We start from the raw sequence: 24393 nt of genomic DNA, 5'->3' as shown, positions 1-24393 counted from the left end.
AGCCCAATGACAGTAGCATTGCTAATGCCTGTCATTGGAGATACTGATAACCGAACTTAGGAGCTGCCATTAATAAGCCGCTGATGGCCCAAGGAATAACCGTTACAGCCCCGAGCCTAGTTTTAGGCTCGAGTGTTGCCATGCTAATGTCCTGAGGGTTTTGCCCAGAATTGATGGTACACCCTAGGCCGCGATCGCGTTGGCAGAGTCTCCCCGAAAGAGAATCGCCCCTGCGACCTCCCCTGGCTCTGGCCTCAAAGCTGTATCTGCAGAGGCTATACGGCGACCCAGCGCGGCCGCGATCGGGTCGAGGCTGCGGGCGAGGGTGGCCATCTCGTCTAGGGTAAGGGCCTGGCGTGCATCCGACACCGACTCATCGGGCACCGGATGGCATTCTATAATCAGTCCGTCGGCCCCGGCGGCGATCGCGGCCCGAGCCAGAGCAGGTACCAGCTCGCGTTTGCCAGCGGCGTGGCTGGGGTCAACCATCACCGGCAGGTGGGTAATCTGCTTCAGCGCCACCACGGCCCCCAGGTCCAGCACGTTGCGGGTGTAGGGGTCAAAGCTGCGAATGCCCCGCTCGCAGAGCACCACACTGGGGTTGCCGTGGCTGAGAATGTATTCCGCCGCCATCACAAACTCTTCGATAGTGGCCGCCAGCCCCCGCTTGAGCAGCACCGGCTTGGTGGTACGGCCTAGGGCCTTGAGCAGGTCAAAGTTTTGCATATTGCGGCTGCCCACCTGCAAGACATCTACATAGTCGGCCATCAGCTCAATCTGGTCGATCGCCATCACTTCAGAAATCACCGGCATCTGAAACCGCTGGCGCACATCGGCTAAAATTTGCAGCCCATCCTCTCCCATACCCTGAAAGGCGTAGGGCGACGTGCGCGGCTTGAACACCCCACCCCGTAGCGCCTGCACTGGCGTAGACGAGAGATGTTGAGCGACCTGCTCCATTTGGGCAGCGCTTTCAACGGCGCAGGGGCCGCCCACAATCAGCAGGGTGTCGCCGCCCACGCTAACGGTGTCGCTGAGGGCGATCGCCGAACGGTGGTCAGGGTCAGCTTTACGGGTCAAAGCAGCGTCTTTCATAGCTAAAAACTTAAGGTAAAGAACAGGAAGACAGCGATCGCGGTAGAAAACAAAAAACCCGGAGCGGTTGGCTCCGGGTCAGGTAAGCGGCATAGGACGACCTATCACCACAAGCCTGACCCGGTGGTGTAAAAAAAGCCGTAGTACCAGTTAGACGAGACCGAACATAACTGTCCCCTGAGCGGAGTCGAAGGGGACATATTGGAAGGGCGTTGGCTTCGACTCCGCTCAGCCAACGTAGTGCCAGGGACACTGATGACCGAACAAGGGATAGAGGTTTGCATCGGTTAAGGGCAGAAATAGAACCAGAAAAAACAAAACCGCAGAGGCTAAGCTCCGCGGTTCACAGGGTTGGCAACAGAAACGATGCTCACGACCTGTGAACCGGGGGCTGCCACCAAAAATAAAATGCTCGTACTGACGCCAGCATGGCCGTGAGTTAAGTAAAAACGTATCTGCAATCTAGCAGGGCTTTAGGAAAGCGTCAACCGAGGCCAAACACTGGCCCCAGTCCAAGCCCAATTGAGCAAAGTCTTGGGTTGATAGCCGTCTCGACCGTCCACCTTGGACAGGCAGGCTGCCTATCCAACAAGGTATGCAGGCCCTTGAGTAGACCAACGGATGAGGCCCGCCCAAAATTTTGAACAGTCCCCAAACAAGTCAACCTGCAGGGGCAAACGGCGTTTGCCCAACTCAGTCAGGGGCATTCTCCCAAAATCTACGGAAGGCCCAAATTCATGGATTTCCCGGAGTACATCTCCGGCCCTTAAACCTAGGATAAAGACACCTGGCCCAGCCGTGAAGGGGCCATGAAGTCAAACCCGCCTTTTTTGGGGATAGCCACCAGGGAGATCGCTATGGTTTGGGAACTTTGCGTTCGCTATGCCAACGGTAGAGAAACCGTTTTAGACGTATTTCAAAGTCTAGAAATAGCTCAAAACCGGGTGGACAAGCTCTACGCCGAAGGCTACCCTATGCATCTAGCCTATTTTGTCAGGCCGGGGTGTGCGGCGTAGAGGTGAGATCAATCGCCTTCCCTGGCGTAGTGACCTGCGTCATACGGTCATGATGTCTTTTTCTTTGGCGGCTAGGGCTTCGTCGAGCTTGGCGATGTATTTGTCGGTCAGCTTCTGAATCTCGTCCTGGGCATCGCGCGACTCGTCCTCGGAGATGTCGCTAGCTTTCTCTAGCTTTTTCACAGCGTCGATGCCGTTGCGCCGCTGGTTGCGAATGGAGACACGCCCCTCTTCGGCCACTTTGCCCGCCGTTTTGACAAACTCTTTACGGCGCTCGCTGGTCAATGGCGGAATGTTGAGACGAATGACTCGCCCATCGTTGTTAGGGGTGAGGCCTACGTCTGACATCGAGATCGCCTTCTCGATCGTAGTCAGGCTGCTGGCATCGTAGGGCTGAATCATCAGCGTGGTGGCATCGGGAGTGGAGATGTTGGCCATCTGCTTGAGGGGAGTCTGCGCGCCGTAGTAGTCGATCTCGATGCGATCGAGCAGAGAGGCGTTAGCGCGACCCGTGCGAATGGTGTTGAAGTTGCGCTGAGTCGCCTCAATGGACTTCTGCATCTGGTCTTCGGTTTCGAGCAAAATATCGTCAACTGACATCACAGTCTTCTCCTACAATCGTGCCGATAGGTTCGCCCATCAGCGCTCGCTTGATGTTTCCGGGCACCGACAGGTCAAATACCATGATAGGGATCTTGTTGTCCTTGCACAGAGCGATCGCGGTGCTATCCATCACTTTGAGGTCGTGCTTGAGCACGTGGCCGTAGGTGAGGGTGCGGTAGCGCTTGGCGTCTGGGTTTAGTTTAGGATCAGAATCGTAAACGCCGTCAACCTTGGTCGCTTTGAATACCACCTCGGCGTTGATTTCCGCCGCCCGCAGAGCCGCTGTGGTGTCGGTCGTAAAGAACGGATTGCCGGAACCGGCTCCAAAAATAACCACCCGGTTTTTTTCCAGGTGGCGAATGGCGCGGCGGCGAATGTAGGGTTCGGCGACCTCCTGCATGGCGATCGCGGTCTGCACTCGGGTGGGCACCCCCATGCGCTCCAGCGAGTCTTGTAGGGTCATGGCGTTCATCACGGTGGCGATCATGCCGATGTAGTCGGCGGTGGCCCGATCCATGCCCGAGGCCGAGCCTTTGATGCCCCTAAAGATGTTGCCCGCACCAACGACAATGGCGATTTCAATCTCTTCTTTAACGACCTCAGCAATCTCCGTGGTAATGGCTTCTACAATGTTCTGATCGATACCGTAGTCCATATCGCCCATCAGGGCTTCGCCGCTCAGTTTTAGCAGTACGCGCTTATAGGGTTTATCCATATAGGTTGCATCCATAGGAAGCTGGTGTAGTAAGGTCTAGAAGTCCCACCCCACTATACTTGCTTCCCCTGCCATGATGGCCACTGCGCTCGTGCAAATTGGACTGGTAGCTGCCTGGTTGGCGGTAGTTGGGGGAGTGGCCGAAGGGCTGCGACGCACCACCGCCATTGACAACGAAATTACTCGAAAAATTGTTCACATTGGGGCTGGGCACGTCATTTTGCTGGCCTGGTGGCTACAGACTCCCGCCTGGATTGGCATAGCGGCAGCAGTGGTATCCAGTGCTGTGGCGCTGCTGTCCTACCGATTCCCCCTGTTACCGGGTATTAACGGGGTGGGGCGGCAAAGCTTAGGTACTTTTTTTTACGCAGCCAGCATTGGCATACTGACGGCAGCCTTTTGGCCAGTGGGCCTGCCCCAGTACGCGGCCCTGGGCATTTTAGTGATGACCTGGGGCGACGGCATGGCCGCTTTAATCGGCCAAAACTTTGGCCGTCATCCCTACCAGCTGTTGGGCAACCAAAAAAGCTGGGAAGGCAGTTTGACCATGGCTCTGGCCAGCTTTCTGGTGTGCTTTCTCGTGCTCGGGGCAACGGCGGGGTTTACAGGTGCCGTTTGGGGCACGGCGCTGGTGGTCGCGATCGCCGCCACCCTGCTCGAAACCCTCTCGTTCTACGGTCTCGACAACCTGACTGTACCCCTGGGCAGCGCGGCGCTGGCCTACGCGCTGATGGGGTGGATGGGGTGAGGGGTGCGATCGGCGCTGGTTTTTCGTACTATCAGGTAGTACAAGTTTTCTGATTGCACGGTTACCCAGGCCGCAGGAGTTGCTAACCCGTGAATGCTCCCCCTTTCTCCCCCCTCGAACTCACCGATCGCGTGCTGACTATGGCCAAAACCGGCGTATACCGGCAGTCGGTGTTTGAAGCCCTGGGGCCAGTCGCCACCCGGCAGCAAATTCGCGACGCGATCGCCCAGGCCAAGCAGTTTGGGCTCTATACCGTATCCGCCCTCCGCGACGAAGAGTTAGGCACCTACTACCAAGTTGAGCCCGCCCGCTACGAGTCGTTTCAGGCGGCAGCCAAAACCCTGGCCACGGGCTCCCCCCCCGACAACTTAGCCGAGCAAGTGGTGGCCACCCACGGTGCCCTACGGGCCATGCTGAGCGCCGTAGCAGCCAGCACCCTGGGCCTGGGCCTGCTGGGCGGCTGGTGCCTGCTCGACGGCCACACCCAGCTGGGCCGAGGCCTGTGGCTAGGGGCGGTAGTTGCCGGGGGGCTGTGGAGCGTGCAGCGATGGATCGCGCGGCGGGCGTTGGGGTAGAMGGGTGGATGGGTAGGCGGGTGGATGGGTAGCGGTCCCTGAGCGAAGTCGAAGGGGGTAGAAGGGTGGAGGTTCAAAATTCAAAATTGAGAATTCAAAATTTTGCACTTTGAATTTTGCACTTTGAATTTTGAATTTTGAATTTATCCACTCTCACCCCTCACCTCTACCTGCGAGCAAACTCATCGGTTGCTTCAATCAACGCATGGGTAATGCCAGGCTCCAGGGCGGAATGCCCGGCGGCGGGCACCATGACAAACTGGGCCTCGGGCCAGGCGCGGTGCAGTTCCCAGGCGGTGGTGGCGGGGCAGACGATGTCGTAGCGGCCCTGCACAATTACGCCGGGGATGTGGCGAATGCGGTGCACCTGGCGCAGAATGTGGTCGTCGGTGTCGAAAAAGCCGCGATTGATAAAGTAGTGGCACTCGATGCGGGCAAAGGCCACCGCAAACTCGTCTTCGCTGAAGTGGTGGAGCAGGCCGGGGTCGGGCACGAGCTTGCTGGTGCTGGCCTCCCACACGGCCCAGGCGCGAGCGGCAACCAGGCGTTCTTCGGCGTTGTCGCTGGTGAGGCGGCGGTAGTAGGCGGTCACCAAATCGTCGCGCTCTGCCTCTGGAATGGGGGCGAGGTACTGCTCCCAGGCGTCGGGGTAGAGGTAGCTGGCCCCATCCTGGTAAAACCAGCGAATCTCTCGCTGCCGCAGGGTAAAAATGCCGCGCAAAATTAGGCCAGCGCAGCGATCGGGGTGGGTTTGAGCGTAGGCCAAGGCCAGGGTGCTGCCCCAGCTGCCGCCAAACACTGTCCAGCGATCGATGCCCAAGTGAGCGCGAATTTTTTCGATATCGCCAACCAGGTCCCAGGTGGTGTTGTCGTCTAGGCTGGCGTAGGGAAAGCTTTTGCCGCAGCCCCGCTGGTCAAATAGCACAATGCGCCAGCGCTGGGGGTCAAAAAATTGGCGATAGGTCGGGTTAGTGCCGCCCCCTGGCCCTCCGTGCAAAAAAACAACGGGCTTACCCTCAGGGTTGCCCGCCTGCTCTACGTAGAGCTGATGCTGGTCTGATACAGCCAAATATTCAGCTCGATAAGGCTCAATGGGCGGATACAGTTGGCGCATGGCAGTCGTTTAATGCGTCCAGGCTACAGGGAGAGAGCCACACTATAGCCCAGCTACCCTGGCTCTAGCATGGCTACTGTAGATGTCCTTCACCTCTCTCTGAGGAGGGTAGCGACAGAGCTGCTGCACCTTGGCACCCAACCCGTAACCCCTTCGATATAACATCCCCAGGAATTACTGCCGATTCCTGGGGAGAGTCTTTACCACCTGCCACTCCCCAGTGTGCGGGTCGCGCTGAGTGGTAAACGGATTGCCTTTGAGGGGTTTGCTGCAGGGGTTAGCCATAGCACTTACTGTTGCAGAGCTGACCCTATGGTAAGAAACGACACATTTACTACGGGTGACTGACAGGCCCTTCTCCCGGTGATGTTGCAGGTTGTAACAGGTGATGCGGATCACCAAAGCGGCTGTAGGGTCTGTGCTAGCGCGAAGTTGGCAGTAAAACGATGCGGTTTTTGAAATCTGCGCTAACATCCTCAAGACATATGAGAGGACGGGCAAATAAGGCGTTAATGCTTGACCGTCTGCCGGTTCACCCTAGCAGCAATGGGCAGGAGTCGTGATGGCAAAGCAGAATAATTCAAAAGGGTTAGTTCGCACAGCAATTCCGGCGGGAATCGCCGCTGTTATAGCAGTTTTAGGTGTTGCCCCCCACGGACTAAGCCAGGGGTATGAGGCGGTGCCGCCGCTGCCTGCGGGGGTGATGCCGGTACCCGCCGCCGCTCCCGTGTCTGGGGCCGCGCTGCCCCAGGTGCCCACCAGCGGCCAGCAGTATTTGATCTATGTCAACGACACCAGCGATACCGTGCTGAGCCAGGTGCGCCAGGTCGAGCCGACGGCGTTTCGCACGACTTTCCAGGGGCGATCGGTGATTCAGGCCGGGCGGTTTAATATGACCGGCAACGCCCAACAGCGAATAACTGATTTGAGTGCGCTGGGGGTAACCGCCGAGATGGCCCAGGTGGCCGCTGCGGTGCCCTACTACGCGCCAACGGCCGCTCTGCCCAACAATGTCTACGCCTCCAATGGCGACCTGCCGCCCCTGCCCGATGCGGCTTTTCCCCAAGCCCCGGATGCCTCAGGGGTACCGGTACCGTCGCTGCCGCCTGGTGTAGCCCAGGTGCCATCCACCCCAGGTAACGTGGAGTTTGGCCAGGAGCTAAACTACGGCGTGCCGCCCGCTCCCGGTGCTGGGGTTGCGATTCCGCCACCGGCTGGGGCACCTCCGGTTACTGAGTCGTTTAGCGCCCCCTACTACGTGGTGATTCCGACCGACTCCAGCAATCTGGGCACCCTGAGCAGCCAGGTGATTCAGCTGGGCACTCCCCCCGACCGCGTGCAGCAGCGCACGTCGCCCCGTGGCCCCCACGTGGCGGTTGGGCCCTTTACCGATCGCGGGTTAGCCAATCGCTGGAACGACTTTTACCGCGAGTCGGGCATCGGCAACAGCCGAGTCTTCTTTCAGCGCTAGAGTTCTGGCAGCGGTAGAATGCTGGCAACGGTAGAGACTCTGCCTTCGGTTTTGAAGGCCTGATCTATGAAATTTGACCATCGGCCCGCTACAGCAACCGTCAAGGTCACGTTGGGCGGGCTTTTTGATGGCTCGCTGGATCGAGTCGTCACCGCCGAGCAAATGCGGGCCATTGAAGGGCAGCTGTTCGCGGCCGGTATGCCCGTGGCGGCGCTGATGGAAAAGGTGGCGGGCCGCATTGCCGCCTGGGTTATCCAGCACTTTCCGCTGCAGCGCTGCCCACGGGTGGGGGTTATAGCTGGGCCGGGGCACAACGGCGGCGATGCCCTAGTGGTGGCGCGCGAGCTGGCGACCCAGGGCTACGAGGTGCAGGTGTACAGCCCAGTGAGCCGCCTCAAACCGCTAACCGCCGACCATCTGCGGTATCTAGATTACCTGGGTATGCCAGTCGCCGAAGCTGTGGCGGCGATCGCCCCCTGCGACCTGCTCATCGATGGGCTGTTTGGCTTTGGCCTGGAGCGCCCGATCGAAGGGGCGATCGCCGAGGTTGTAGCTGCCATCAACGGGCTCGACTGTCCGGTGGTGAGCATCGATTTGCCCTCGGGTCTGCATACCGACACGGGGGCGGTGCTAGGGACGGCGGTGCGAGCGACCCATACCCTTTGCCTCGGCCTGTGGAAGCGGGCCTTCTGCCAGGATGGGGCACTGACCTACCTGGGGCAGTCCCACCTGATTGACTTCGACATTCCGCCCCAGGCGATCGCCGCCGTCCTAGATCTTTTGCCCCCGGTGCGACGGGCCACGCTGACGAACCTGCGCGCCAAACTGCCCCTGCCCCGGCAGCCCGATACCCACAAGTACCGAGTTGGGCATCTCTTGCTGGTGGCGGGCTCGCGACCCTATGCCGGGGCTGCCCTGCTGACGGCCCTGGGCGCAAGGGCCAGCGGGGTGGGCATGCTCACCCTGGCGGTGCCCGAGTCGCTACGGCTGATGGTGGTGGCTCAACTGCCCGAGGCGCTGGTGCTGGGCTGCCCCGAAACCAACGACGGTGCGATCGCCCGTCTGCCCAACGACCTCGATCTGAGCCACTACGATGCGATCGCCTGTGGGCCTGGCCTCAGCCGCAGCGCCATGCCCGCTGTCCAGTCTGTTTTAAACAGCGCTGCCCCCCTGCTGCTCGATGCCGACGGCCTCAACCTGCTGGCGGAGCTAGGCGGCGTAGATACCCTATCGAGTCGAACGGCCCCAACAGTTCTCACGCCGCACCGGGGCGAGTTTAAACGGCTGTTTCCCAAACAGCTCGCCGCCAGTGACGATGCCGGAGCAGCGGCCCTGGCGGCGGCGCACCAGAGCGGTGCCGTGGTGCTGCTCAAGGGGGCCTGCACGGCGATCGCCCATCCCGACGGCGAGCTGTGGTACGTACCTGAGAGCACCCCGGCCTTGGCCCGAGGCGGCAGCGGCGACTTGCTGACGGGCTTAGTTGGCGGCCTGCTGGCCCAAACCGAGTCTAATACAGCAGACAATCCGCTCGATTTAGCCCGCGATGCGGCCCTGGTAGGAGCCTGGTGGCACGGCCTGGCCGCTCGCACCGCCGCCGCCGATCGCACAGTTTTGGGGGTTGATGGCACCCAGCTGGCCCAATACCTCAACCCGGTGCTGGCCCAGGTGCTAGCCTGAGGAGCGTACTTACTGTAGCCGCCCCTAGCCTTGTTTTCCTTTGACTCCATAACGCTGCCCGAGGGTTTTCGCGAGGGCATTATGCTGCTGGCCTACCTGCTGGTGCTGATGTGGGCACTCGCCATCGTCGATTTTGTCACCGGGCGGCGCTTGCTCAATCGGCTCAGCATTCGGCCCCGCAGCCTGGAGGGAATACCGGGCATTGCGATCGCCCCCCTGCTCCACGGTGGCTTTGGCCACCTGGCCGCTAACTCTGGTCCCCTGGCGATTTTGGGCACCATTATTTTGCTTCAGGGGTTAGAGGTGCTGACGCTGGTGACGGTGTTTTGCTGGCTGTTTAGCGGCGTGGGCATTTGGCTGCTGGGCCGCCCCGGCACCCGCCACCTGGGGGCCAGCGGGGTGGTATTTGGCTACCTGGGCTATATCTTGCTGCGGGGCTATTTTGAACGCAGCCCGGCGGCGATCGCAGCGGCGGTTGTAGTAGGGCTACTCTACGGCAGCGCCCTGTGGGGTCTGCTGCCGCTTCAGCGAGGCAAGTCGTGGGTCGGCCACGGCATGGGCTTTTTAGCGGGCGTGATTGTAGCCCGCAAGCTAGATATCATGCTCGAATGGGTGCGGTATAACTCAGGCTTTTAGCGATCGCCCCCCGGTCTTTTGCTCCCCAGTCGCCACCCCAAAACCCCAATGCCCGACTCCCCCTCCCACTTCACCCCCGACGAGCTAGAGCGCTGGCGCTTTGGGTTGGCTCAGGCGAACCTCAACAACATTCTCTGTCACTGCCGCGACTGCGACGAGACTTGGATGGCCTCCGACGCCGAAAATCTAGCTTGCGCCTGCGGCAGCCGCCGAGTCAAGCACATCCCCTGCTGGCAGTTCCCCGACGGCTGATGTTCTCGGTGGCTTCGACTCCGCTCAGCCACCGGGAACATCAGCCAGGGCGGAGTCGAAGCCACCGAGTCTCCTACGCCAGAAATGCCACCAGGGCCTGCAGTTTCTCCCAGGCGGCTCCGCTGGCGAGAATATCTTTGGCCAGGGCAGTACCTTCGGCAATGGAATCTTCCAGAGAATCAGCTTGTACCTTTTCGCCGACCTTAAGCGCCAGGGCCGCATTCAGGGCCACCACATCCTGCTGAGCCTGGGTACCTTTACCCTGAAGAATTGCCGTCATAATCGCCACATTTTCTTCTACTTCGCCGCCGCGTAGGGCGCTGAGGGGAGCCACCGCTAGCCCTAAAGCCTGAGGATCGATTACAGCGCTAGTCACCTGGCCGTTTTCGACTACCGACAGGTCGGTCTTGTCGCCCAGACCCGCTTCATCCAGCCGCTCACGCCCGTGCAGCACGATCGCCTGGGGAATGCCCAGCTGGTTAAGCGCCTCGGCCATCGCAGGCACCACTGCCGCATCATAGACCCCAATCACCTGGCCGGTCGGCTGCAGCGGGTTGACCAGCGGCCCCAGCAGGTTGAACACCGTGCGCACCTTGAGAGCACTGCGCAGGGGAGCTACCGCCTTCATCGCCGGGTGCCAGCCCCGCGCAAACAAAAACGTCACCCCCACCTCATCGAGTGCGGCCTTGACCCGTTCGGGGTCGGCCCCCAGGTTAACGCCCAGGGCTTCAAGCACATCGGCAGACCCCACTTTGCTAGAGGCCGAACGGTTGCCGTGCTTGGCTACCCTCACCCCCGCCGCCGCCGCTATAAAGGCCACGCAGGTCGAAATGTTGAAGGTGTGTGCCCCGTCGCCGCCCGTGCCACAGGTGTCAATACAGGGGGTGGGGTGATAAATTTTGCCCTTGCCCCCCAAAGATTGCCCCTGCAACACCCGCGCCATGCCCGCCAGTTCGGCCGCAGAAACGCCTTTAGCCTGGAGCGCCGCCAGCAGCCCACCCGACACCGCCTCCGGGATGTCTTCACTCAGCCAGCCACGCATCAGGGTTTCGGCCTGCTCTTGGCTCAGCGACTCCCCAGTGATGAGACGCTGCAGTAGGGCCGACCAGTCTTGGGCAATGGCGGCAGGCATGGCTTGGGTCACGGCTTGGGCTCCTGGGTAGGGGTACAAATTTAGAATTAGCCTCCCTATTTTCGCCCAGAACGTCCCCGCGAGCGCGAACTCCAGGGCTAAGGCGCGATCGCCCCAGGGATACCAGTCACCATCCCTGGCTTCACCCTTTGTTAGCGGCCCTGTGGGTTAAGGAATCCGACTTAAACCCTACCGGCAGCAACCTTTTGCTGGGTGCCGCTGACGCTCCACTTAACCTACCGACCTACAAACAAATAATGGTACGCATTGAGTTGCCCAGGGCTCTCGGCCTCAGCCCTGGGTCAATGGGCTTTTCAGGCTTGGCAACGGTGGGGAACATTGAGAGCCCTCGACGACGCACATAAATTTGTCAAATGCGCGATCGATAATCATTTTGTAATTTTTTGTTACGTTGGAGCCGTAAAGGCAACCTGTTTCCCCCACTGGAGGTTTTTATGACCTACACAATAAACACTTCAGCCAAGGCCTCGATGGGTTCTGCAACGCCAGTTTCTAGCGCCATTGCGGCCTTCAAGGGCTTGGCTACCGACGAGCAACTCGGTCTGCTTTGGGTACTGTACGACAACATGGGTCGAGCCATTACGCCTGCCGCCCCCGGTGCCGCCCGCCTGCAGTTTGCAGAAGGACTGCTGACCCAGGTGCGGACGATGAAACCCGCTGAGCAGCTGCAGTTTATGCGCGACCTAGTCGAGGGCAAAAGTACCTCAGCTACCCGCGCTTACGGTGTTTTGACCAACAACACCAAGCTAGCTTTCTGGTACCAACTGGCCGAAGACATGCGCACTGGGGCGGTCATTGCCGTGCCCGACTATTACAGGTTGGGCAGTGACGCGGTGGCGGTGTTTGGGCAAATCTCTAAGCTCGACTTCAACCAGCAGCTCACGGTACTGCGTCAGGCTGTGGTCGCCATGGGTGTCGACCCGATGGCCTAAGGCTGGTCACCACAGGCCGGGTGAAAACCGGATTTCTGCACAGTAGCTAGCTCAGCGATCGCCGTTGTCGCAAGGGTTTAGGGCGTTCTCTATAACAGCACTCTCAAGTGCACTGGCCAGAGCTATAGTTTGACGATCAGCAGGAACCCGGTTTTTACTTGTCCTGTCAAAGGGTAGAAGCCTGAGTCAGGCTGAGCCTCGTATGCTGAGACTGTTTAACCTTGAGAGAATGATCATGCCTACTAATGTGGCTGACGCAACCCTAGATCTGGCTGTGGTTTCCGCCGCTGTCGATCGCTACTTTGCGGACTTCAACGCTGGAGACTACCGTGCCGTAGCGGCTTTATTTGAGGCTGATGGGGTGCTGCTAGCCCCCTTTGAGGAGCCCATTGTCGGCCCTGAGGCAATCTATGTTTACCTTCAGGCCGAGGCGGTTAACATGCGAGCCACGCCAGTAGAGGTAGAGGCCACACCCGGTCCAGACGACACCCAACAGGTGGAGGTCAAAGGGCGGGTAAAGACCTCGCTATTTAGCGTCAATGTGCGATGGACCTTTGTGGTGGCGGCCGACACACTGCAATCCGCCGAGATCAAGCTGCTGGCCTCGCTGCAAGAACTGATGCAGATCGACCGGGGCTAGGAAAAGCAGGAAAATTGATGCTTTTACAGGAATAACGGGCGCGATCGCGGCTTCCCAACGGGTTTAAAGCCAATCGTCCATGTCGCTAGCGGGGCACCCTCAACGACAAAAACAGCCATAGCCGTTCCCTGTGCGAAGTTGTTGGTGAAGCCGCCCCAAAGGGGCTAGGGAATGGCTATTTTTAGAGCAACGGCCATGCCGCTAGCGCGGCACCCTCAACAATAAAAAAATCATAGCCGCTCCCTGAGCGGAGTCGAAGGGACGGCTATTTTCAGGGCAACTCTGTTCCCAAATCCGAAATCCCTAACACCCGAGACTCCGGGTTCAACGGTTTTTAGCCACTCGGATGACGCGATCGCAGCCTTAGCAGCAATATGCTTAGGTACCAATGCAGGGGCATTCTCTCAATCTAGGCGGCCTTGGGCACGGCGGGTTGTCCCCAGGCGGCGGTCAGCAGCGATCGCCCCAGGTTCAGGTGCTCAGGGGCACATTGCCAGTCAGGGTGGGCGGTGAGCAGCAGCGATTCTAGCGATTCGGCATCGAACAGGTGCCAGACTTCAGCCCCGGTGGAGTTGTCAGCGATCGCGTAGCAGTTTTCGGCCACGCAGTAGAGAGTTATGCGATCGCCCATACCGGCAGGTAGGGTCAGCTCTTGGCCAATGGCGAGGCTTCTAAACCCCCAAATCGCCTGCTTAAAGGCCTCTATGCTCTGAGTGGAGAGCCCCGGCAGCACCCGCATCGCGCGCTGATCCCCGTTGACGCAGATCCAGTAGCGGCGCAGAGGGTCAATACCCTTCAACCAGGGAGATTCGTCGTCGAGGCGGTAGCGGGGCGCTAAAGACAGCTCAGAGAACATGACTTTACCCAAAGACGGTAAGTGACCCCTTTAGCATCGTGTAGCCACCTAAGTTTTCTCAATACGAGGAAACAAAAGTATAAAAAATCTGATAGGAAGCGTTACATTTACTGATATAGCGAGCGTGGCTCTGATAAAACACTTGCGCGCCTGATAACGGCCCAGCGGTAAGCTTTTTAGCCCTCAACGAATGTCTTCACCTACCCGGCCAGCGCAGACAACAGCTATAGAAATGCCGTCGCGCCTAGGACTAAGCGTCTTGAGAATATTCCATCTAAAAAAATATCCCCTTTAGGGATGCCTGTTCGCCGTCCCAGTCTCGGTTACAGGTGGCCGGGCCAGTCCTTAGCGAATGACCAGCGGTATAAAAACGACTCTAGCTTCGACTCCCGCAACCCTCGGCTATTCTTAAGGCTGGCCAATTCAGTTCCCGTGCTGCCAAGCACACACCTCGTTAGGCGGCTTAATCGGTGAACTCTCGGCTGAGGGTTGCCGTCAGGTCGGGCAGCAGCGCCGGTAAAATCAGGCTTTGGGCCAAAGGCATTTGACCGTAGGTAAAGCCGTAGGGAGTTTCGCCCAGGTGGGGCCGCAGCTGCTCTAGGGCGTAGGGGCTGCCGTAGATAATCGCACCCCATAGGCAATCAGACTCGCGCAGGGCATCGAGCCAGGTCGTCGCCAGGTGTATGAGCGCCGCCGAGCCTCGAAAAGGATTGCCCCGCACAAAGATTTGCACCAGGCTGGGCCGTAAACCCTGGGCCTGGGGCCATTGAATGCATCCCTGGGTATCGATTAGCTTGAGCTGGTAATGATGGCTCTGGGGCCAAGCGATCGCCGCCGCCGTGCGGTCTAAAAAGCGACAGCCAACGATGTCATCGACCAGCACCAGGTTGTCGCCGGGGGCGGCAGCCGCGCAGGGAGCCACCTGCCCCTGCACCGTCATCGCTGCGATGAGAATATCGGCGGCGAGGCGGCGGGTGGCAGGCTGGGCTAGGGCATTGAGCTGCACCGGGGGCGGAGGCAGGTGCTCCCAGGCGTGGCCTGCGCCATCGGGCAGCAGGGCGGGAGCAGCCTTTTGCTTGGCTCGCCACAGGCGCTCAACGCTGGCCAAAATGCGCTCTGGGGTAAGGCGACCCCGGTTCACCGCTTCCACCACGGCGGCAATGACCCCTTCAGGGTCGCTGGGCATTAGCAGCACATCGACCCCGGCTTCGACCGCCAGCACCGCCGCCTCGTAGGGGCCGTAGGCGTTAGTAATGGCCCCCATAATCAGGGCATCGGTGACGATTAGCCCGTCAAAGCCCAGCTGCTGGCGCAGCAGCCCGGTGAGAATGGGGGGCGAGAGGGTAGCCGGGTGGCGGGCATCGAGGGCGGGAATGCGCAGGTGGGCGGTGATGATGGCGTCTGTGCCAGCGGCGATCGCGTGCTGAAAGGGCACCAGTTCGAACTGGCTGAGGCGATCGCGATCGTGGGGCAGCACCGGCAGCTCCAGGTGCGAGTCGATGGCCGTGTCACCGTGGCCGGGAAAATGCTTGGCGGCACTCAGCACCGGCTGGGTTTGCACCCCGCGCAAAAAGGCCTGGGTGAGGGCGCAAACCCGCTCCAAGCTAGACCCAAAGGCCCGCAGGTTGATCACCGGATTGTCGGGGTTGTTGTTGATGTCGACCGTGGGCACCAGCACCCAGTTGAGGCCAATCGCCAGGGCTTCGGCGGCGGTGGCGGCCCCAAAGGCCTCGGCAGCAGCTAGAGCCGTATCGAGATTGCGATCGGCCACCGCCGACAGCGCCATTGGCGGCGGAAACCAGGTCGCGCCGCTAAAGCGCTGCCCCACCCCCTCTTCCACATCGGCGGCAATCAGCAGCGGAATGCGCGCCTGGTTCTGGAGCGCCTGGGTTTTGAGGCCCACCTCGGCGGCACTGCCCCCCAGCAAAATAACGCCGCCCACCCCCAGTTCCTTTACACAGCGGGTGAGGGTGGCCTGGTCAGCCTCCCAGGCAGGGTAGCGAATTTCGTGGTCGAACAGGTGGCCCGAGGCCCGCACCACCACCATCTGAGCCACCTGCTCCGCCAGTGAAAGGCTATCGGGGGCGGGCAGCCGGGCGGTGGCAATCGCCTGGCTCACTCTTCTTCCTCAGCCGGAATCGTGGGCATAGCCGAGTCGCTGTGCTCCGAGTCAGCTTCAAACTCGTCGGATAGGCCTTTTTCGGCCCGCTCCTGGCTGAGCTGGTTGATGAGCGACAGCACGCGGGTGCCGCGCTCCATACCCAGGTCTTCTCTAAAGATGATTTCGGGGGTACGCCGCAGCCGCAGCCGCTGGCCCAGCTCGCTGCGCACAAAGCCTGTGGCCGCCTGTAACCCCTCCATGGTTTCGGCCCTGGCCTCGTCGGTGCCGTAGATGCTGACAAACACCTTGGCGTGCTGCAGGTCGCCCGACACATCGACGTCGGTAACGCTGACCATGCCCGCCCCCACCCGGTCGTCTTTGATATCTAACATCACCATCTGGCTGACTTCTCGTTTGATTAGAGAAGCCACCCGCTCGACGCGACGATTATTGGCCATCGGTCTGTACTCCTGAACGTAATGGCATTAACCCAGGCCCAGCATGGCTCGTAGGGTAAAGGTGAGAAACAGAAAACCAGCTACCAGAGCGCCAATCAGCGCGATCGCCGTAGACGGTCGCTGCAACAGCGGCACCAGGGGCCGGGCGGCGTTAAAGAACACGCCCAGGGTAAACGAAATAAAGTAGCGGGGATAGCGCGAAACGTTATCAAAAAAATCTTTCATAGCGGCAGGTCGGGGGTTAGGGGCTAGGGTTTGGGCCAGGGCGCGTGAGGCCCGAGCGCACAGCCCAAGGTTTCCTTCGTTTTACATCCTAACCCACGACAAAACGCCAGGGTAAACCGCTCCACAATCCCGCCCGGCAATCAGACGTTGCGGCCGGGCCGAGCTTTGCTATAGTTGGGGCATTCTTTAAAGAGTACATTTGATCTTGGACGTTTTTGGGGCAGTTTTGTGACGGTGGCACTTTCGGTTTCTACCTCTCTCTACCCACGCCCGTTTCTCAAGTGGGCCGGGGGCAAGGGGCGCTTGCTCCGCCAGTACGAGCCGTTTTTGCCCCAGCGCATAGACACCTACTACGAGCCATTTTTGGGCGGTGGAGCGGTGTTTTTTCACCTGGCCGAGCGGGCCAACCGGGCGGTACTGGGAGACATCAACCCCGAGCTAGTGAATGTTTACTGCTGCGTGCGCGACCAGGTAGAGACCCTGATTCGCCACCTGTGGGATCACCAGCGTCGCCACAACCCCGACTATTACTATGAGGTGCGCCAGCGGCAGCAGCTGCGATCGCCCGTCGAGCGCGCCGCCCGACTTATCTATCTCAACAAAACCTGCTACAACGGCCTCTACCGCGAGAACTCCCAGGGCCACTTCAATGTGCCAGTGGGCAAGTACAAAAACCCGGCCATCTGCGACCCGTCGCTGCTGCGGGCGGCCTCGGCGGCGCTGCAAATTGCCGAGATTCAGACCTTCCCGTTTGAGACCCTGCTGGAGCGATCGCTCACCCCCCGCGATTTTGTCTACTTTGATCCGCCCTACCACCCGATTAGCTCCACCAGCAGCTTTACGGGCTACAGCCGCTACGGCTTTACCGGGGCCGACCAGGAGCGGCTGGCGCAGGTGTTTCGCACCCTGGCCTCCCAGGGGCAGCGGGTGATGCTGTCTAACTCCGACTGCGACTTCATCCGCGAACTATACCAGGGGTTTGCGATGCACTCCATGCTGGCGGCGCGAGCCATCAACTCCCGCGCCGGACGCCGGGGTAAAATTGGTGAACTCTTGATTACCGGCTGACCTAGCCGGGGATGGATGCCCTCGCTTTGGCAAATGGGTTAGGTATTAAGGAAATCTAACCCCACGTGACCCAGAGGCGAGCCCGTGACTACGACCCCACCCCCCAATACCGAAGCCAAAGACCAGACCCGCGAAACCTTTCAGGCGGCTACCCAGGTGATGCAGGCCGTTGTCACCGTGTTGGACAACCTCACCGCCAGCACCGGCAACGCTATGCTGTCGAGGCTTCAGCCCTTTTTAGAGCCGATGACGGCCACCGTCGGCAGCGTGGTCGGCCCGATCGCTGATTTGCCCCTGCTGCGGTACGCTACCGCCGTCCCAGGGGTACGGGTGCTGCTGGCGGCGCTGGGCCAGGTGAATGTAACCGAGGTGCGATCGCAGGTAGATGAGCTGCGATCGCAGTACCCATTAGAAGACAAGCGCACCCTGGCCCAGCGAGTGATGGCCGAAACCGCCCTTAAAGCCGCAAGCGTGGGTCTGGCTACCAACTTTGTGCCCCCGGTAGCCTTTGCCCTCACGCTGGTTGACATTGGCGCAGTCGCCGCCCTCCAGGCCAGCATGATCTACCGCATTGCCACCATCTACGGCTACTCGCCCACCGACAACGATCGCCGGGGCGAAGTGCTGGCGATCTGGCTGCTGTCGTCGACTACCGCTGGCATGGTTAAGTCGGGGCTGAGCATTGCGGAAATTATTCCGGGTCTGGGGGCCGTACTGGGCATTGCCACCGACGCATCGCTGATCTACAGCGTCGGCTACTTTGCCTGCCGCTACTACGAAACTAAGCGATCGGCCCCCACAGAAATTGTGGTGTAAATCAAAGGTTTAAGGTGTCAGATGCAAGGCAAAACCGTGAACCCAACACCCTAAAACCCAATACCGTTTTTCCCTCAAACCAACAGCTCAAACAGCCCGTCGTCGATCTCGTAGCCCAGCATCTGGGTCATAAATTTGAGGCGGGTGTAGTTGGTGATATTTTGGGAGCGCAGCCAGCGGGCAATGACAAAAATTTTCGCCATCATAAAAATTTCTAGCGCCTCGGGGTTGTAGCGAATACCCTCGGTAGGGCTGAACTGGTGGGGCACCAGCATAGCGGCATAGCGCCCTAGCTCGCCCGCTTCCCAGTCGAGCACCAGGGGCAGCCAGGGGTAGCAGGCATCGAGGCGAATAAACCATAGCCGTACCTCCGGCAGTTCCGACAGTTCCCTGGGGTCGGTGGGGTCGCGACTGATGTCAATTTCAAAGCGCAGACCGAGTTCACCGTGGGGCAGTTTGCCCTCCGCCAGCAGAGGCTCAAGCACCTCCTGCGCCGGGGCCAAATCTAGCGTTTGAAAATGGGACTCGTGCAGGGTAATGGTGTGGGCCATGGGGCAATAACAGCTTGATGACAGGCGCTAGTGCCTATTGTCGCAGAGGCCGTGCCATCATAGATAACGCTTTGGGCGGTGCCCCTGTGGCCAATCTGCCTAAAAGTCTGTTGTTGTAGCGTTTCTGGCGGCCCCATGTCTGATTCTCCCCTGCGCGTGTGCATTATCCTAGGCACCCGACCCGAGGCCATCAAGCTAGCTCCGGTGATTCGCACGTTCCAGAACGACCCAGCGATCGCAACCCAGGTGGTGCTCACCGGTCAGCACCGTGAAATGGTGGACCAGGTAATGGCCCTGTTTGATCTCAAGGCCGACGCCGACCTGGCCATTATGCAGCCGCAGCAAACCCTCACCAACATCACCTGCCGCAGCCTACAGGGGTTAGAGTCTCACTTTCAGGCCCACCGACCCGACTTAGTCATCGTACAAGGCGATACCACCACCGCCTTTGCCGCCGCCCTGGCGGCCTTTTATCAAAAGATTCCGGTGGGGCACGTCGAAGCGGGCCTGCGCACTGACAACATCTACAGCCCCTACCCCGAGGAAGCCAACCGGCGGCTAATTTCTCAGCTCACGACGCTGCACTTTGCCCCGACCACCACCGCCGTGGGGCATCTCAAAGCGGCGGGTGTGGTCGGCGAGATTCACCACACGGGCAACACCGTCATCGATGCGCTGCTAACGGTGGCAGACCAAAACCCCGATTGCCCCATTGACGGCCTCGATTGGGATAACTATCGCGTGCTGCTGGCCACCGTTCACCGCCGCGAAAACTGGGGCGCACCCCTGAACGACATCGCGACTGGGTTTCTCACCGTGCTTAACGCTCAGCCCGATACCGCCCTGCTGCTGCCCCTGCACCGCAACCCAATCGTGCGCGACCCGCTGACCAAACTGCTGGGCGACCATCCCCGCGTGTTTTTGTGTGAACCGCTTGACTACCGCCGCCTGGTAGGGGCAATGGGCCGCTGCTACCTGTTGCTGACCGATTCGGGCGGCCTGCAGGAAGAGGCTCCCGGCCTGGGCAAGCCTGTGCTGGTGCTGCGCGATACGACCGAACGCCCGGAGGCCATAGAGGCGGGCACAGCTCGGCTGATTGGCACAAGCGCCGAGGCCATTAGCCGCCATGCCCTGGAGCTGCTAACCGACGATGCCGCCTACGGGGCCATGGCCCGCGCCGTCAACCCCTTCGGTGACGGCCATGCCGCCGATCGCATACTGGCCATTGTCAAGGCGCATAGCCTGAAGCAAACGGCGGCCTAGGTGCAGAGATGCGGTTGTCTAACCCACCACACCTCATCCAAACAGTTCGTTCCATCGAATGTCATGGAAGCTTAACAATTAACCCGTTGCCATAACCAATTCTCCGATTACCACCAGAACTGATTCACGTTTTTATACCTTGCCTCAACCGTACCTAATGCTGGTCAATGGCCACAGCAAGGGGTTTTACACAAAGACAGGCTTCAGGCCTTGTGACAAGGATCACAGAGTTGTTTCCGCAGAATCACGGTGTTAGGCTAGCAAATCTCACACTTCACAAAAACTTGATACAGCTACATTAGAACTTAACCGCTGGTCATCTACCCAGAGTTATGCCGTCTCCCCCTCCATCAGAAACACAGCAGTTCAACCGCGATGTGCAGTTTTTGCTCAAGCCCAACAATCCGCACGCGCGATCGCTGCTGGCGTTCATCAAGCGCACCATCCATCAGTTTGGGCTAGAGGTCTACATCACCGAAATCGATATTTTTGTCGAAGCCTACCTGCGGGGAGTCAGGTACACCCAGCAAAATCAGGAGCACATTCTTCAGCCCAAGGCGTGGATGCGGCGCACCGCCTACAACATCATTCGCGAGTGCAAGCGCGATCGCCTCCGCTACTCCGCCGCCGCCTTTGACGAATTGATGGATCAGGGGCCTGCGGAGGCTGAAGGCCCAACCCCTGGCTCAGTAAGCGATGAGGCCATCGACAACGCCATCAATGCGGTGCTGCAGGCCCTAGAAGCACTCTCACCGAGCGATCGCGACCTGATTCAGTGGAAGGTGGTGGAAGGCCTGACCTGGCACCAGGTGCAAACCCGCCTCGTCGCCGCCGGAGGAGACCGCGTTTCCCAGGCCACCCTGCGCAAGCGGGGCCAGCGCGCCCTGGAGCGGCTGCGGCGGGCCTTCCACATTTTCAACGGCGAACCCGGCTCCCCTAGCCTCGCCGAGGCTTTGTCTGATCATCTCGATTCGGATCCTTCAAACTCAGATCAAGCCGATTCTGCCGATCAGCTCGATTCAGATTCTCTCAATTCAAATCAGGCCGATTCCGCCGACTCAGATTCATCCGATTAAATTTCGCCTGAATTTCGATCAAAATAGAGTGGCCCACACCCTTGCCGAGAGCCGCGCCATTAACCCTTGGTTTCACCGCTTCTTCCTCCCAAAACAGCCTCCGGGCCAAACCAGTTACGACGAATGGCTGAACCACTACTGTTAGGCAGACAGCCAGAGGAGCCCATCAGGGAATACTAAATTCCATCTGGGGAGTAAACTTGACTGAAACCCCAGAGTGGATCCTTCAACACCGGATCATTAGACATCGTTTGAGTTTGGTCGCAGGGGTGCCCATGGCGGTTAACTGCCGTCTAACACCGTCTAAACTTGGTGAAACGCTTAACTTTCATGGCCAATACCGCTAGCTCTTCCGATGCCCTATCTCCGGTTCGCGCTGGGGGCACTGCTCAACCTGAGCCAAGCACCCCTGAGCAAACCTTCATGCTCACTTTCTGGGGAGTACGCGGCAATATTCCAGCCCCGGGAGCAGATACAGTTCGCTACGGTGGCAACACCGCCTGCGTAGAAGTCTTGGTCGGCGACCAGCGGCTTATTTTTGACGGTGGCAGCGGCCTGCGGGTGCTGGGTTGCCATTTAATGAATCAAGAACAGCCCGTAAAGGCTCATCTGTTTTTTACCCACACCCACTGGGACCGCATCCAGGGCTTTCCGTTTTTTGCGCCCGCTTTTGCGTCTGCGACTCAGCTCGATATCTATGGGGCTCCGGCCCTCAACGGGGCCTCTATCAAGCAGTGCCTGATGGATCAAATGCTGCGGCCCAACTTTTTCAAGCCCCTGCAAACCATGTCGGCCAGCATGAGTTTTCACAACATTGCCGCCGGAGACTCTATCGCCCTCGGCGATGTAGTGGTCGAAACCTGGAGCCTCAATCGCCACACCAGCGCCCTGGGTTACCGAGTCAGCTGGCAAGACCGGGTGCTGGTCTACGCCACCGACACCGACCCCACCCAAACCAGCCTCGATCCGAACCTGCTGATGCTGGCTAGCGGGGCCGACGTGCTGATCTTTGACGGCACCTACGCCGATACTGCCTACTCAGACCCCAATGGTTCTGGGCTAGCGCCGTGGCATTTGGGCATTGAAGTGGCTCGGGCTAGCCAGATTCAGCATCTGGTGCTGTTTCACCACAACCCCTGCCACAGTGACGATCAGCTCGATCAGCTAGAGCGCCAGGTGCGGGCTAGCTTTGCCAACGCCAGCCTGGCCCGCGAGGGCATGACCCTCGATCTGGCGGCAGGTTAGGAAGCCCTCAGCAGGCGCTTTGAGTAACTAAAGGCGCGGTCAGAACAAAATTAGCCTTCTCAGATAGAGCCTAGGTGGGCTGGAGCAGGTCTCCCCGCACCCAGCCAGTGGTGCCCTGATAAGTCACCTGGTACCAAATAAAACCATCCTCTGGGTTGCCCACCCGCTCCAGCACATCCACCACGGCGCGGCGGGGAGCGGTAGCTACAATAGTGCTGCCCAAGCGCGGACCCGATCGCAGCCGAGCGGCCTCGGCAGATAGCACCAGGGCTGGCGTGCCGGGGGCAAAGTTGTTGCCGCGAAAGTCGCTGGAGCCGGAGGGGACTTCCACCACCGCATTGGAACCCGACTCCTTAAGCACTACTGTGCCGTTGGCGGCAACGATTTCGAGTTCGGTTTCGCCCTGTACGTTAATGCGGGCAAAGCGCTGGGCCTCACCTCCGGCTCTGTACACGGTTTGGTCACGGGTGCTGGGAACAAGCTGGGTGGGGGCAGCCCGGAGTTCTACCACATCGGTTGCCTTGTTGTAGATGTTCATAAACAGGCTGGAGCCACCGCGATAGACGCGTACCACCATCGATGCGGTTTCAAAGTAGAGCATCGTTTCAACGGTACTTGCCTGAGCCAGCTGGGGGTGTTGCACCAGCGTACCCAGGGGGGTAGGGGCGTTGGATACTGCGGCCAAGGCAGGGGCGGTAAGCAAGCTCAAAGCGGCAAGCGACAAGCAAACTTGTTGAGAAACCCGGTTCATAGTACAGCGACCTGAAGTGACAAGGATAGCAAGGGGCCAGGGCAAAAACTGCCCTCTAAAGTGCCTAAGCGTAACCTTACTGCAAAATACCGGGGTGGGCGACCCTGGGCCACATCTATGGAGCCAACGGCACCGAGAGACTAGGGGGGTCAGCCGTGACGGGGGTATCTCTGGCCGGGGCTGGGTACAGGCGCACCCGCTGGGAAGGCACGGTTACATTGACCCGACTGCCGACGGGAATGGTCAGCCCAATCGGCAGCCGAGCGTAGATCAGCTGCCCGGTGGGCGTTTGCAGACAATACTTGTACTCGCGGCCCAGAAATTGGCGATCGCGCACTACCACTGCAGCCTCGGCATCTTCTACCAGCGCCATGTCTTCCTGGCGCACCATCAGGTCAGCCTGGGGAAGTGCGGATCCTGGGGCCTTAACAGCAAAGCAGCCGATCTCGGTTTGCCAACCCTGGGGACTGGCCTGGGCCGGTAAAAAGTTAGCCTGGGTGACAAACTCAGCCACAAAGCGCGATGCGGGCTGGCCGTAGACCACTTCTGGAATATCGAGCTGCTCCAGGCGGCCCTGGTGCATGACGGCCACGCGATCGGCTAAGGCCAGGGCTTCTTCCTGGTCGTGGGTGACAAATACCCCTGAGGCCCCCACCTGTCGCAAAATATCGCGCACCTCCTGGCGCAGGTAGAGTCGAACCTGCACATCCAGGTTGCTAAAGGGCTCGTCGAGCAAAATGATGGCCGGGCGTGGAGCCAGGGCGCGGGCTAGGGCCACTCGCTGCTGCTGCCCCCCCGACAGCTCGTGGGGAAAGCGGTGCTTGAAACCTTCGAGGCCAACCAGGGCGATCGCCGCCGCCGTGTGCTTAGCCATATCAGTCGACGACAACCCCTGCTCTGCCGCCGCTGACCGCCGACCTTTCCCCCCCCGCCGCTGTAGACCAAAGGCCACGTTTTTTTCGACCGTCAGGTGCGGAAACAGCGCATAGTCTTGGAACACAATGCCCACGTCGCGGCGTTCTGGGGGCAGCCAGGTAGAGCCACTCACCGGCTGGTTGCCAAGGTAGAGGGTGCCGCGATCGGGGCGTTCAAAGCCAGCAATGAGCCGCAGCAGCGTCGTTTTGCCGCAGCCCGACGGCCCCAGCAGCCCCAAAATTTCCCCTTCCCTCAAACTCAGGCTGACCTGGTCTACGGCCGGGGGCAGCTTTGGGCTATAGCACTTGGTAACGGCATCGAGGCGCAGAATATCCGGTAGGGTCATAGCCTGTCAAAAAACAACGGGCGGCGGGCCGCTAGCAGCAGGGCCGATCGCTAGGGCAGAAGCGTTATTGAAAATATTGTTCATTAACTATACCG

At 59.8% G+C, this 24393-nt stretch carries 26 protein-coding genes; 14 read left to right on the top strand and 12 right to left on the bottom strand.

All coding sequences use genetic code 11. The annotated features are described in order from the left end of the window. Window positions 1-183 precede the first annotated feature (183 nt). On the bottom strand, window positions 184-1095 hold the full coding sequence (aroF, locus tag IQ265_RS02315; RefSeq protein ID WP_194050576.1) for a 3-deoxy-7-phosphoheptulonate synthase: 912 nt from the start codon (window positions 1093-1095) through the stop codon (window positions 184-186). A gap of 857 nt (window positions 1096-1952) precedes the next feature. Here aroF and IQ265_RS02310 point away from each other — a divergent pair. Then, window positions 1953-2111, top strand: a complete 159-nt coding sequence (locus tag IQ265_RS02310; protein ID WP_194050575.1) for a family 2 glycosyl transferase — start codon at window positions 1953-1955, stop codon at window positions 2109-2111. Window positions 2112-2150: 39 nt separating this feature from the next. Here the strand turns inward: IQ265_RS02310 and frr are convergent, their stop codons facing one another. Then, a complete protein-coding gene (gene frr / locus IQ265_RS02305) occupies window positions 2151-2711 on the bottom strand; it encodes a ribosome recycling factor (protein ID WP_194050574.1) in 561 nt (186 codons plus the stop codon). After that, on the bottom strand, window positions 2701-3429 hold the full coding sequence (gene pyrH, locus IQ265_RS02300; protein ID WP_194050639.1) for a UMP kinase: 729 nt from the start codon (window positions 3427-3429) through the stop codon (window positions 2701-2703). The genes frr and pyrH overlap by 11 nt, the downstream gene beginning before the upstream one ends. A gap of 73 nt (window positions 3430-3502) precedes the next feature. Here pyrH and IQ265_RS02295 point away from each other — a divergent pair, with 73 nt between their 5' ends. Next, a complete protein-coding gene (locus IQ265_RS02295; protein ID WP_194050573.1) occupies window positions 3503-4177 on the top strand; it encodes a diacylglycerol/polyprenol kinase family protein in 675 nt (224 codons plus the stop codon). An 89-nt stretch (window positions 4178-4266) separates the two neighbouring features. Next, window positions 4267-4752 carry a hypothetical protein gene (locus tag IQ265_RS02290; protein WP_194050572.1) on the top strand — a complete coding sequence of 162 codons (486 nt, stop codon included), beginning with the start codon at window positions 4267-4269 and terminating at the stop codon, window positions 4750-4752. A gap of 166 nt (window positions 4753-4918) precedes the next feature. On the opposite strand, the gene pip is transcribed toward IQ265_RS02290, so the two are convergent. Further along, on the bottom strand, window positions 4919-5866 hold the full coding sequence (pip, locus tag IQ265_RS02285; RefSeq protein ID WP_194050571.1) for a prolyl aminopeptidase: 948 nt from the start codon (window positions 5864-5866) through the stop codon (window positions 4919-4921). Between the two features lie 562 nt (window positions 5867-6428). Here pip and IQ265_RS02280 point away from each other — a divergent pair. From IQ265_RS02280 to IQ265_RS02265, 4 genes are all read left to right on the top strand, one after another. Next, window positions 6429-7337 carry a hypothetical protein gene (locus IQ265_RS02280; protein WP_194050570.1) on the top strand — a complete coding sequence of 303 codons (909 nt, stop codon included), beginning with the start codon at window positions 6429-6431 and terminating at the stop codon, window positions 7335-7337. 66 nt (window positions 7338-7403) lie between these two features. Continuing rightward, window positions 7404-9014, top strand: coding sequence for an NAD(P)H-hydrate dehydratase (locus tag IQ265_RS02275; RefSeq protein ID WP_194050569.1), 1611 nt, complete (start codon window positions 7404-7406; stop codon window positions 9012-9014). Window positions 9015-9044: 30 nt separating this feature from the next. Next, window positions 9045-9650 (top strand): rhomboid family intramembrane serine protease, encoded by a 606-nt coding sequence (locus IQ265_RS02270; protein WP_228037470.1) that lies wholly within the window; start codon window positions 9045-9047, stop codon window positions 9648-9650. Between the two features lie 48 nt (window positions 9651-9698). Next, window positions 9699-9902: a hypothetical protein gene (locus IQ265_RS02265; protein ID WP_194050568.1), complete on the top strand. Its 204-nt coding sequence runs from the start codon at window positions 9699-9701 to the stop codon at window positions 9900-9902. A 73-nt stretch (window positions 9903-9975) separates the two neighbouring features. Here the strand turns inward: IQ265_RS02265 and trpD are convergent, their stop codons facing one another. After that, a complete protein-coding gene (trpD, locus tag IQ265_RS02260; RefSeq protein WP_194050637.1) occupies window positions 9976-11034 on the bottom strand; it encodes an anthranilate phosphoribosyltransferase in 1059 nt (352 codons plus the stop codon). Between the two features lie 491 nt (window positions 11035-11525). On the opposite strand from trpD, the gene IQ265_RS02255 reads away from it, so the two are divergent. Both IQ265_RS02255 and IQ265_RS02250 read left to right on the top strand, forming a co-directional pair. Next, on the top strand, window positions 11526-11987 hold the full coding sequence (locus IQ265_RS02255; RefSeq protein ID WP_278002696.1) for an orange carotenoid protein N-terminal domain-containing protein: 462 nt from the start codon (window positions 11526-11528) through the stop codon (window positions 11985-11987). Window positions 11988-12222: 235 nt separating this feature from the next. Next, a complete protein-coding gene (locus tag IQ265_RS02250; RefSeq protein WP_194050566.1) occupies window positions 12223-12627 on the top strand; it encodes a ketosteroid isomerase family protein in 405 nt (134 codons plus the stop codon). Between the two features lie 409 nt (window positions 12628-13036). Here the strand turns inward: IQ265_RS02250 and IQ265_RS02245 are convergent, their stop codons facing one another. The 4 genes from IQ265_RS02245 to IQ265_RS02230 form a co-directional block, all read right to left on the bottom strand. Beyond that, the gene (locus IQ265_RS02245) at window positions 13037-13483 is read right to left on the bottom strand and encodes a hypothetical protein (protein WP_194050565.1); all 447 of its coding nucleotides are present in this window, start codon (window positions 13481-13483) and stop codon (window positions 13037-13039) included. Window positions 13484-13946: 463 nt separating this feature from the next. After that, on the bottom strand, window positions 13947-15602 hold the full coding sequence (locus IQ265_RS02240) for a glycoside hydrolase family 3 N-terminal domain-containing protein (RefSeq protein WP_194050564.1): 1656 nt from the start codon (window positions 15600-15602) through the stop codon (window positions 13947-13949). After that, window positions 15599-16042, bottom strand: a complete 444-nt coding sequence (gene rbfA, locus IQ265_RS02235) for a 30S ribosome-binding factor RbfA (RefSeq protein WP_194050563.1) — start codon at window positions 16040-16042, stop codon at window positions 15599-15601. Before rbfA ends, IQ265_RS02240 begins: the two co-directional genes overlap by 4 nt. Window positions 16043-16069: 27 nt before the next feature. After that, entirely contained in the window at window positions 16070-16267 is a 198-nt protein-coding gene (locus IQ265_RS02230) for a DUF751 family protein (RefSeq protein WP_194050562.1), read from the bottom strand. A 228-nt stretch (window positions 16268-16495) separates the two neighbouring features. Between IQ265_RS02230 and IQ265_RS02225 the strand changes: the two genes are divergently transcribed. Continuing rightward, on the top strand, window positions 16496-17335 hold the full coding sequence (locus tag IQ265_RS02225) for a DNA adenine methylase (protein ID WP_194050561.1): 840 nt from the start codon (window positions 16496-16498) through the stop codon (window positions 17333-17335). An 84-nt stretch (window positions 17336-17419) separates the two neighbouring features. Then, window positions 17420-18151, top strand: a complete 732-nt coding sequence (locus IQ265_RS02220) for an EcsC family protein (protein ID WP_194050560.1) — start codon at window positions 17420-17422, stop codon at window positions 18149-18151. A 74-nt stretch (window positions 18152-18225) separates the two neighbouring features. On the opposite strand, the gene IQ265_RS02215 is transcribed toward IQ265_RS02220, so the two are convergent. Further along, window positions 18226-18702: a CRR6 family NdhI maturation factor gene (locus tag IQ265_RS02215; RefSeq protein ID WP_194050559.1), complete on the bottom strand. Its 477-nt coding sequence runs from the start codon at window positions 18700-18702 to the stop codon at window positions 18226-18228. 135 nt (window positions 18703-18837) lie between these two features. Here IQ265_RS02215 and wecB point away from each other — a divergent pair, with 135 nt between their 5' ends. The 3 genes from wecB (at window position 18838) to IQ265_RS02200 (ending at window position 22286) form a co-directional block, all read left to right on the top strand. Then, window positions 18838-19965 (top strand): UDP-N-acetylglucosamine 2-epimerase (non-hydrolyzing), encoded by a 1128-nt coding sequence (gene wecB, locus IQ265_RS02210; RefSeq protein ID WP_194050558.1) that lies wholly within the window; start codon window positions 18838-18840, stop codon window positions 19963-19965. Window positions 19966-20297: 332 nt separating this feature from the next. After that, on the top strand, window positions 20298-21041 hold the full coding sequence (locus tag IQ265_RS02205) for a sigma-70 family RNA polymerase sigma factor (RefSeq protein WP_194050557.1): 744 nt from the start codon (window positions 20298-20300) through the stop codon (window positions 21039-21041). Window positions 21042-21464: 423 nt separating this feature from the next. After that, the gene (locus tag IQ265_RS02200; protein WP_278002695.1) at window positions 21465-22286 is read left to right on the top strand and encodes an MBL fold metallo-hydrolase; all 822 of its coding nucleotides are present in this window, start codon (window positions 21465-21467) and stop codon (window positions 22284-22286) included. Between the two features lie 70 nt (window positions 22287-22356). On the opposite strand, the gene IQ265_RS02195 is transcribed toward IQ265_RS02200, so the two are convergent. Next, complete coding sequence (locus tag IQ265_RS02195) at window positions 22357-22971, bottom strand: SH3 domain-containing protein (RefSeq protein WP_194050556.1); 615 nt, start codon at window positions 22969-22971, stop codon at window positions 22357-22359. A gap of 181 nt (window positions 22972-23152) precedes the next feature. After that, window positions 23153-24298, bottom strand: a complete 1146-nt coding sequence (locus IQ265_RS02190) for an ABC transporter ATP-binding protein (protein WP_194050555.1) — start codon at window positions 24296-24298, stop codon at window positions 23153-23155. Between the last annotated feature and the right edge of the window lie 95 nt (window positions 24299-24393).

The sequence above is a fragment of the Nodosilinea sp. LEGE 06152 genome (genome assembly GCF_015207525.1).
Lineage (GTDB): Bacteria > Cyanobacteriota > Cyanobacteriia > Phormidesmidales > Phormidesmidaceae > Nodosilinea.
The sequence above is the reverse complement of the archived record's forward strand: the minus strand, read 5'-3'. Positions and strand labels throughout refer to the sequence as shown.

Excerpts from the sequence above, each read along its gene's own strand:
- aroF (WP_194050576.1), bottom strand. The coding sequence starts at position 1,095 with ATGAAAGACGCTGCTTTGACCCGTAAAGCTGACCCTGACCACCGTTCG.
- IQ265_RS02310 (WP_194050575.1), top strand. The coding sequence starts at position 1,953 with ATGGTTTGGGAACTTTGCGTTCGCTATGCCAACGGTAGAGAAACCGTT.
- frr (WP_194050574.1), bottom strand. The coding sequence starts at position 2,711 with ATGTCAGTTGACGATATTTTGCTCGAAACCGAAGACCAGATGCAGAAG.
- pyrH (WP_194050639.1), bottom strand. The coding sequence starts at position 3,429 with ATGGATAAACCCTATAAGCGCGTACTGCTAAAACTGAGCGGCGAAGCC.
- IQ265_RS02295 (WP_194050573.1), top strand. The coding sequence starts at position 3,503 with ATGATGGCCACTGCGCTCGTGCAAATTGGACTGGTAGCTGCCTGGTTG.
- pip (WP_194050571.1), bottom strand. The coding sequence starts at position 5,866 with ATGCGCCAACTGTATCCGCCCATTGAGCCTTATCGAGCTGAATATTTG.
- IQ265_RS02280 (WP_194050570.1), top strand. The coding sequence starts at position 6,429 with ATGGCAAAGCAGAATAATTCAAAAGGGTTAGTTCGCACAGCAATTCCG.
- IQ265_RS02275 (WP_194050569.1), top strand. The coding sequence starts at position 7,404 with ATGAAATTTGACCATCGGCCCGCTACAGCAACCGTCAAGGTCACGTTG.
- IQ265_RS02265 (WP_194050568.1), top strand. The coding sequence starts at position 9,699 with ATGCCCGACTCCCCCTCCCACTTCACCCCCGACGAGCTAGAGCGCTGG.
- trpD (WP_194050637.1), bottom strand. The coding sequence starts at position 11,034 with ATGCCTGCCGCCATTGCCCAAGACTGGTCGGCCCTACTGCAGCGTCTC.
- IQ265_RS02255 (WP_278002696.1), top strand. The coding sequence starts at position 11,526 with ATGGGTTCTGCAACGCCAGTTTCTAGCGCCATTGCGGCCTTCAAGGGC.
- IQ265_RS02250 (WP_194050566.1), top strand. The coding sequence starts at position 12,223 with ATGCCTACTAATGTGGCTGACGCAACCCTAGATCTGGCTGTGGTTTCC.
- IQ265_RS02245 (WP_194050565.1), bottom strand. The coding sequence starts at position 13,483 with ATGTTCTCTGAGCTGTCTTTAGCGCCCCGCTACCGCCTCGACGACGAA.
- rbfA (WP_194050563.1), bottom strand. The coding sequence starts at position 16,042 with ATGGCCAATAATCGTCGCGTCGAGCGGGTGGCTTCTCTAATCAAACGA.
- IQ265_RS02230 (WP_194050562.1), bottom strand. The coding sequence starts at position 16,267 with ATGAAAGATTTTTTTGATAACGTTTCGCGCTATCCCCGCTACTTTATT.
- IQ265_RS02215 (WP_194050559.1), bottom strand. The coding sequence starts at position 18,702 with ATGGCCCACACCATTACCCTGCACGAGTCCCATTTTCAAACGCTAGAT.
- wecB (WP_194050558.1), top strand. The coding sequence starts at position 18,838 with ATGTCTGATTCTCCCCTGCGCGTGTGCATTATCCTAGGCACCCGACCC.
- IQ265_RS02205 (WP_194050557.1), top strand. The coding sequence starts at position 20,298 with ATGCCGTCTCCCCCTCCATCAGAAACACAGCAGTTCAACCGCGATGTG.
- IQ265_RS02200 (WP_278002695.1), top strand. The coding sequence starts at position 21,465 with ATGCTCACTTTCTGGGGAGTACGCGGCAATATTCCAGCCCCGGGAGCA.
- IQ265_RS02190 (WP_194050555.1), bottom strand. The coding sequence starts at position 24,298 with ATGACCCTACCGGATATTCTGCGCCTCGATGCCGTTACCAAGTGCTAT.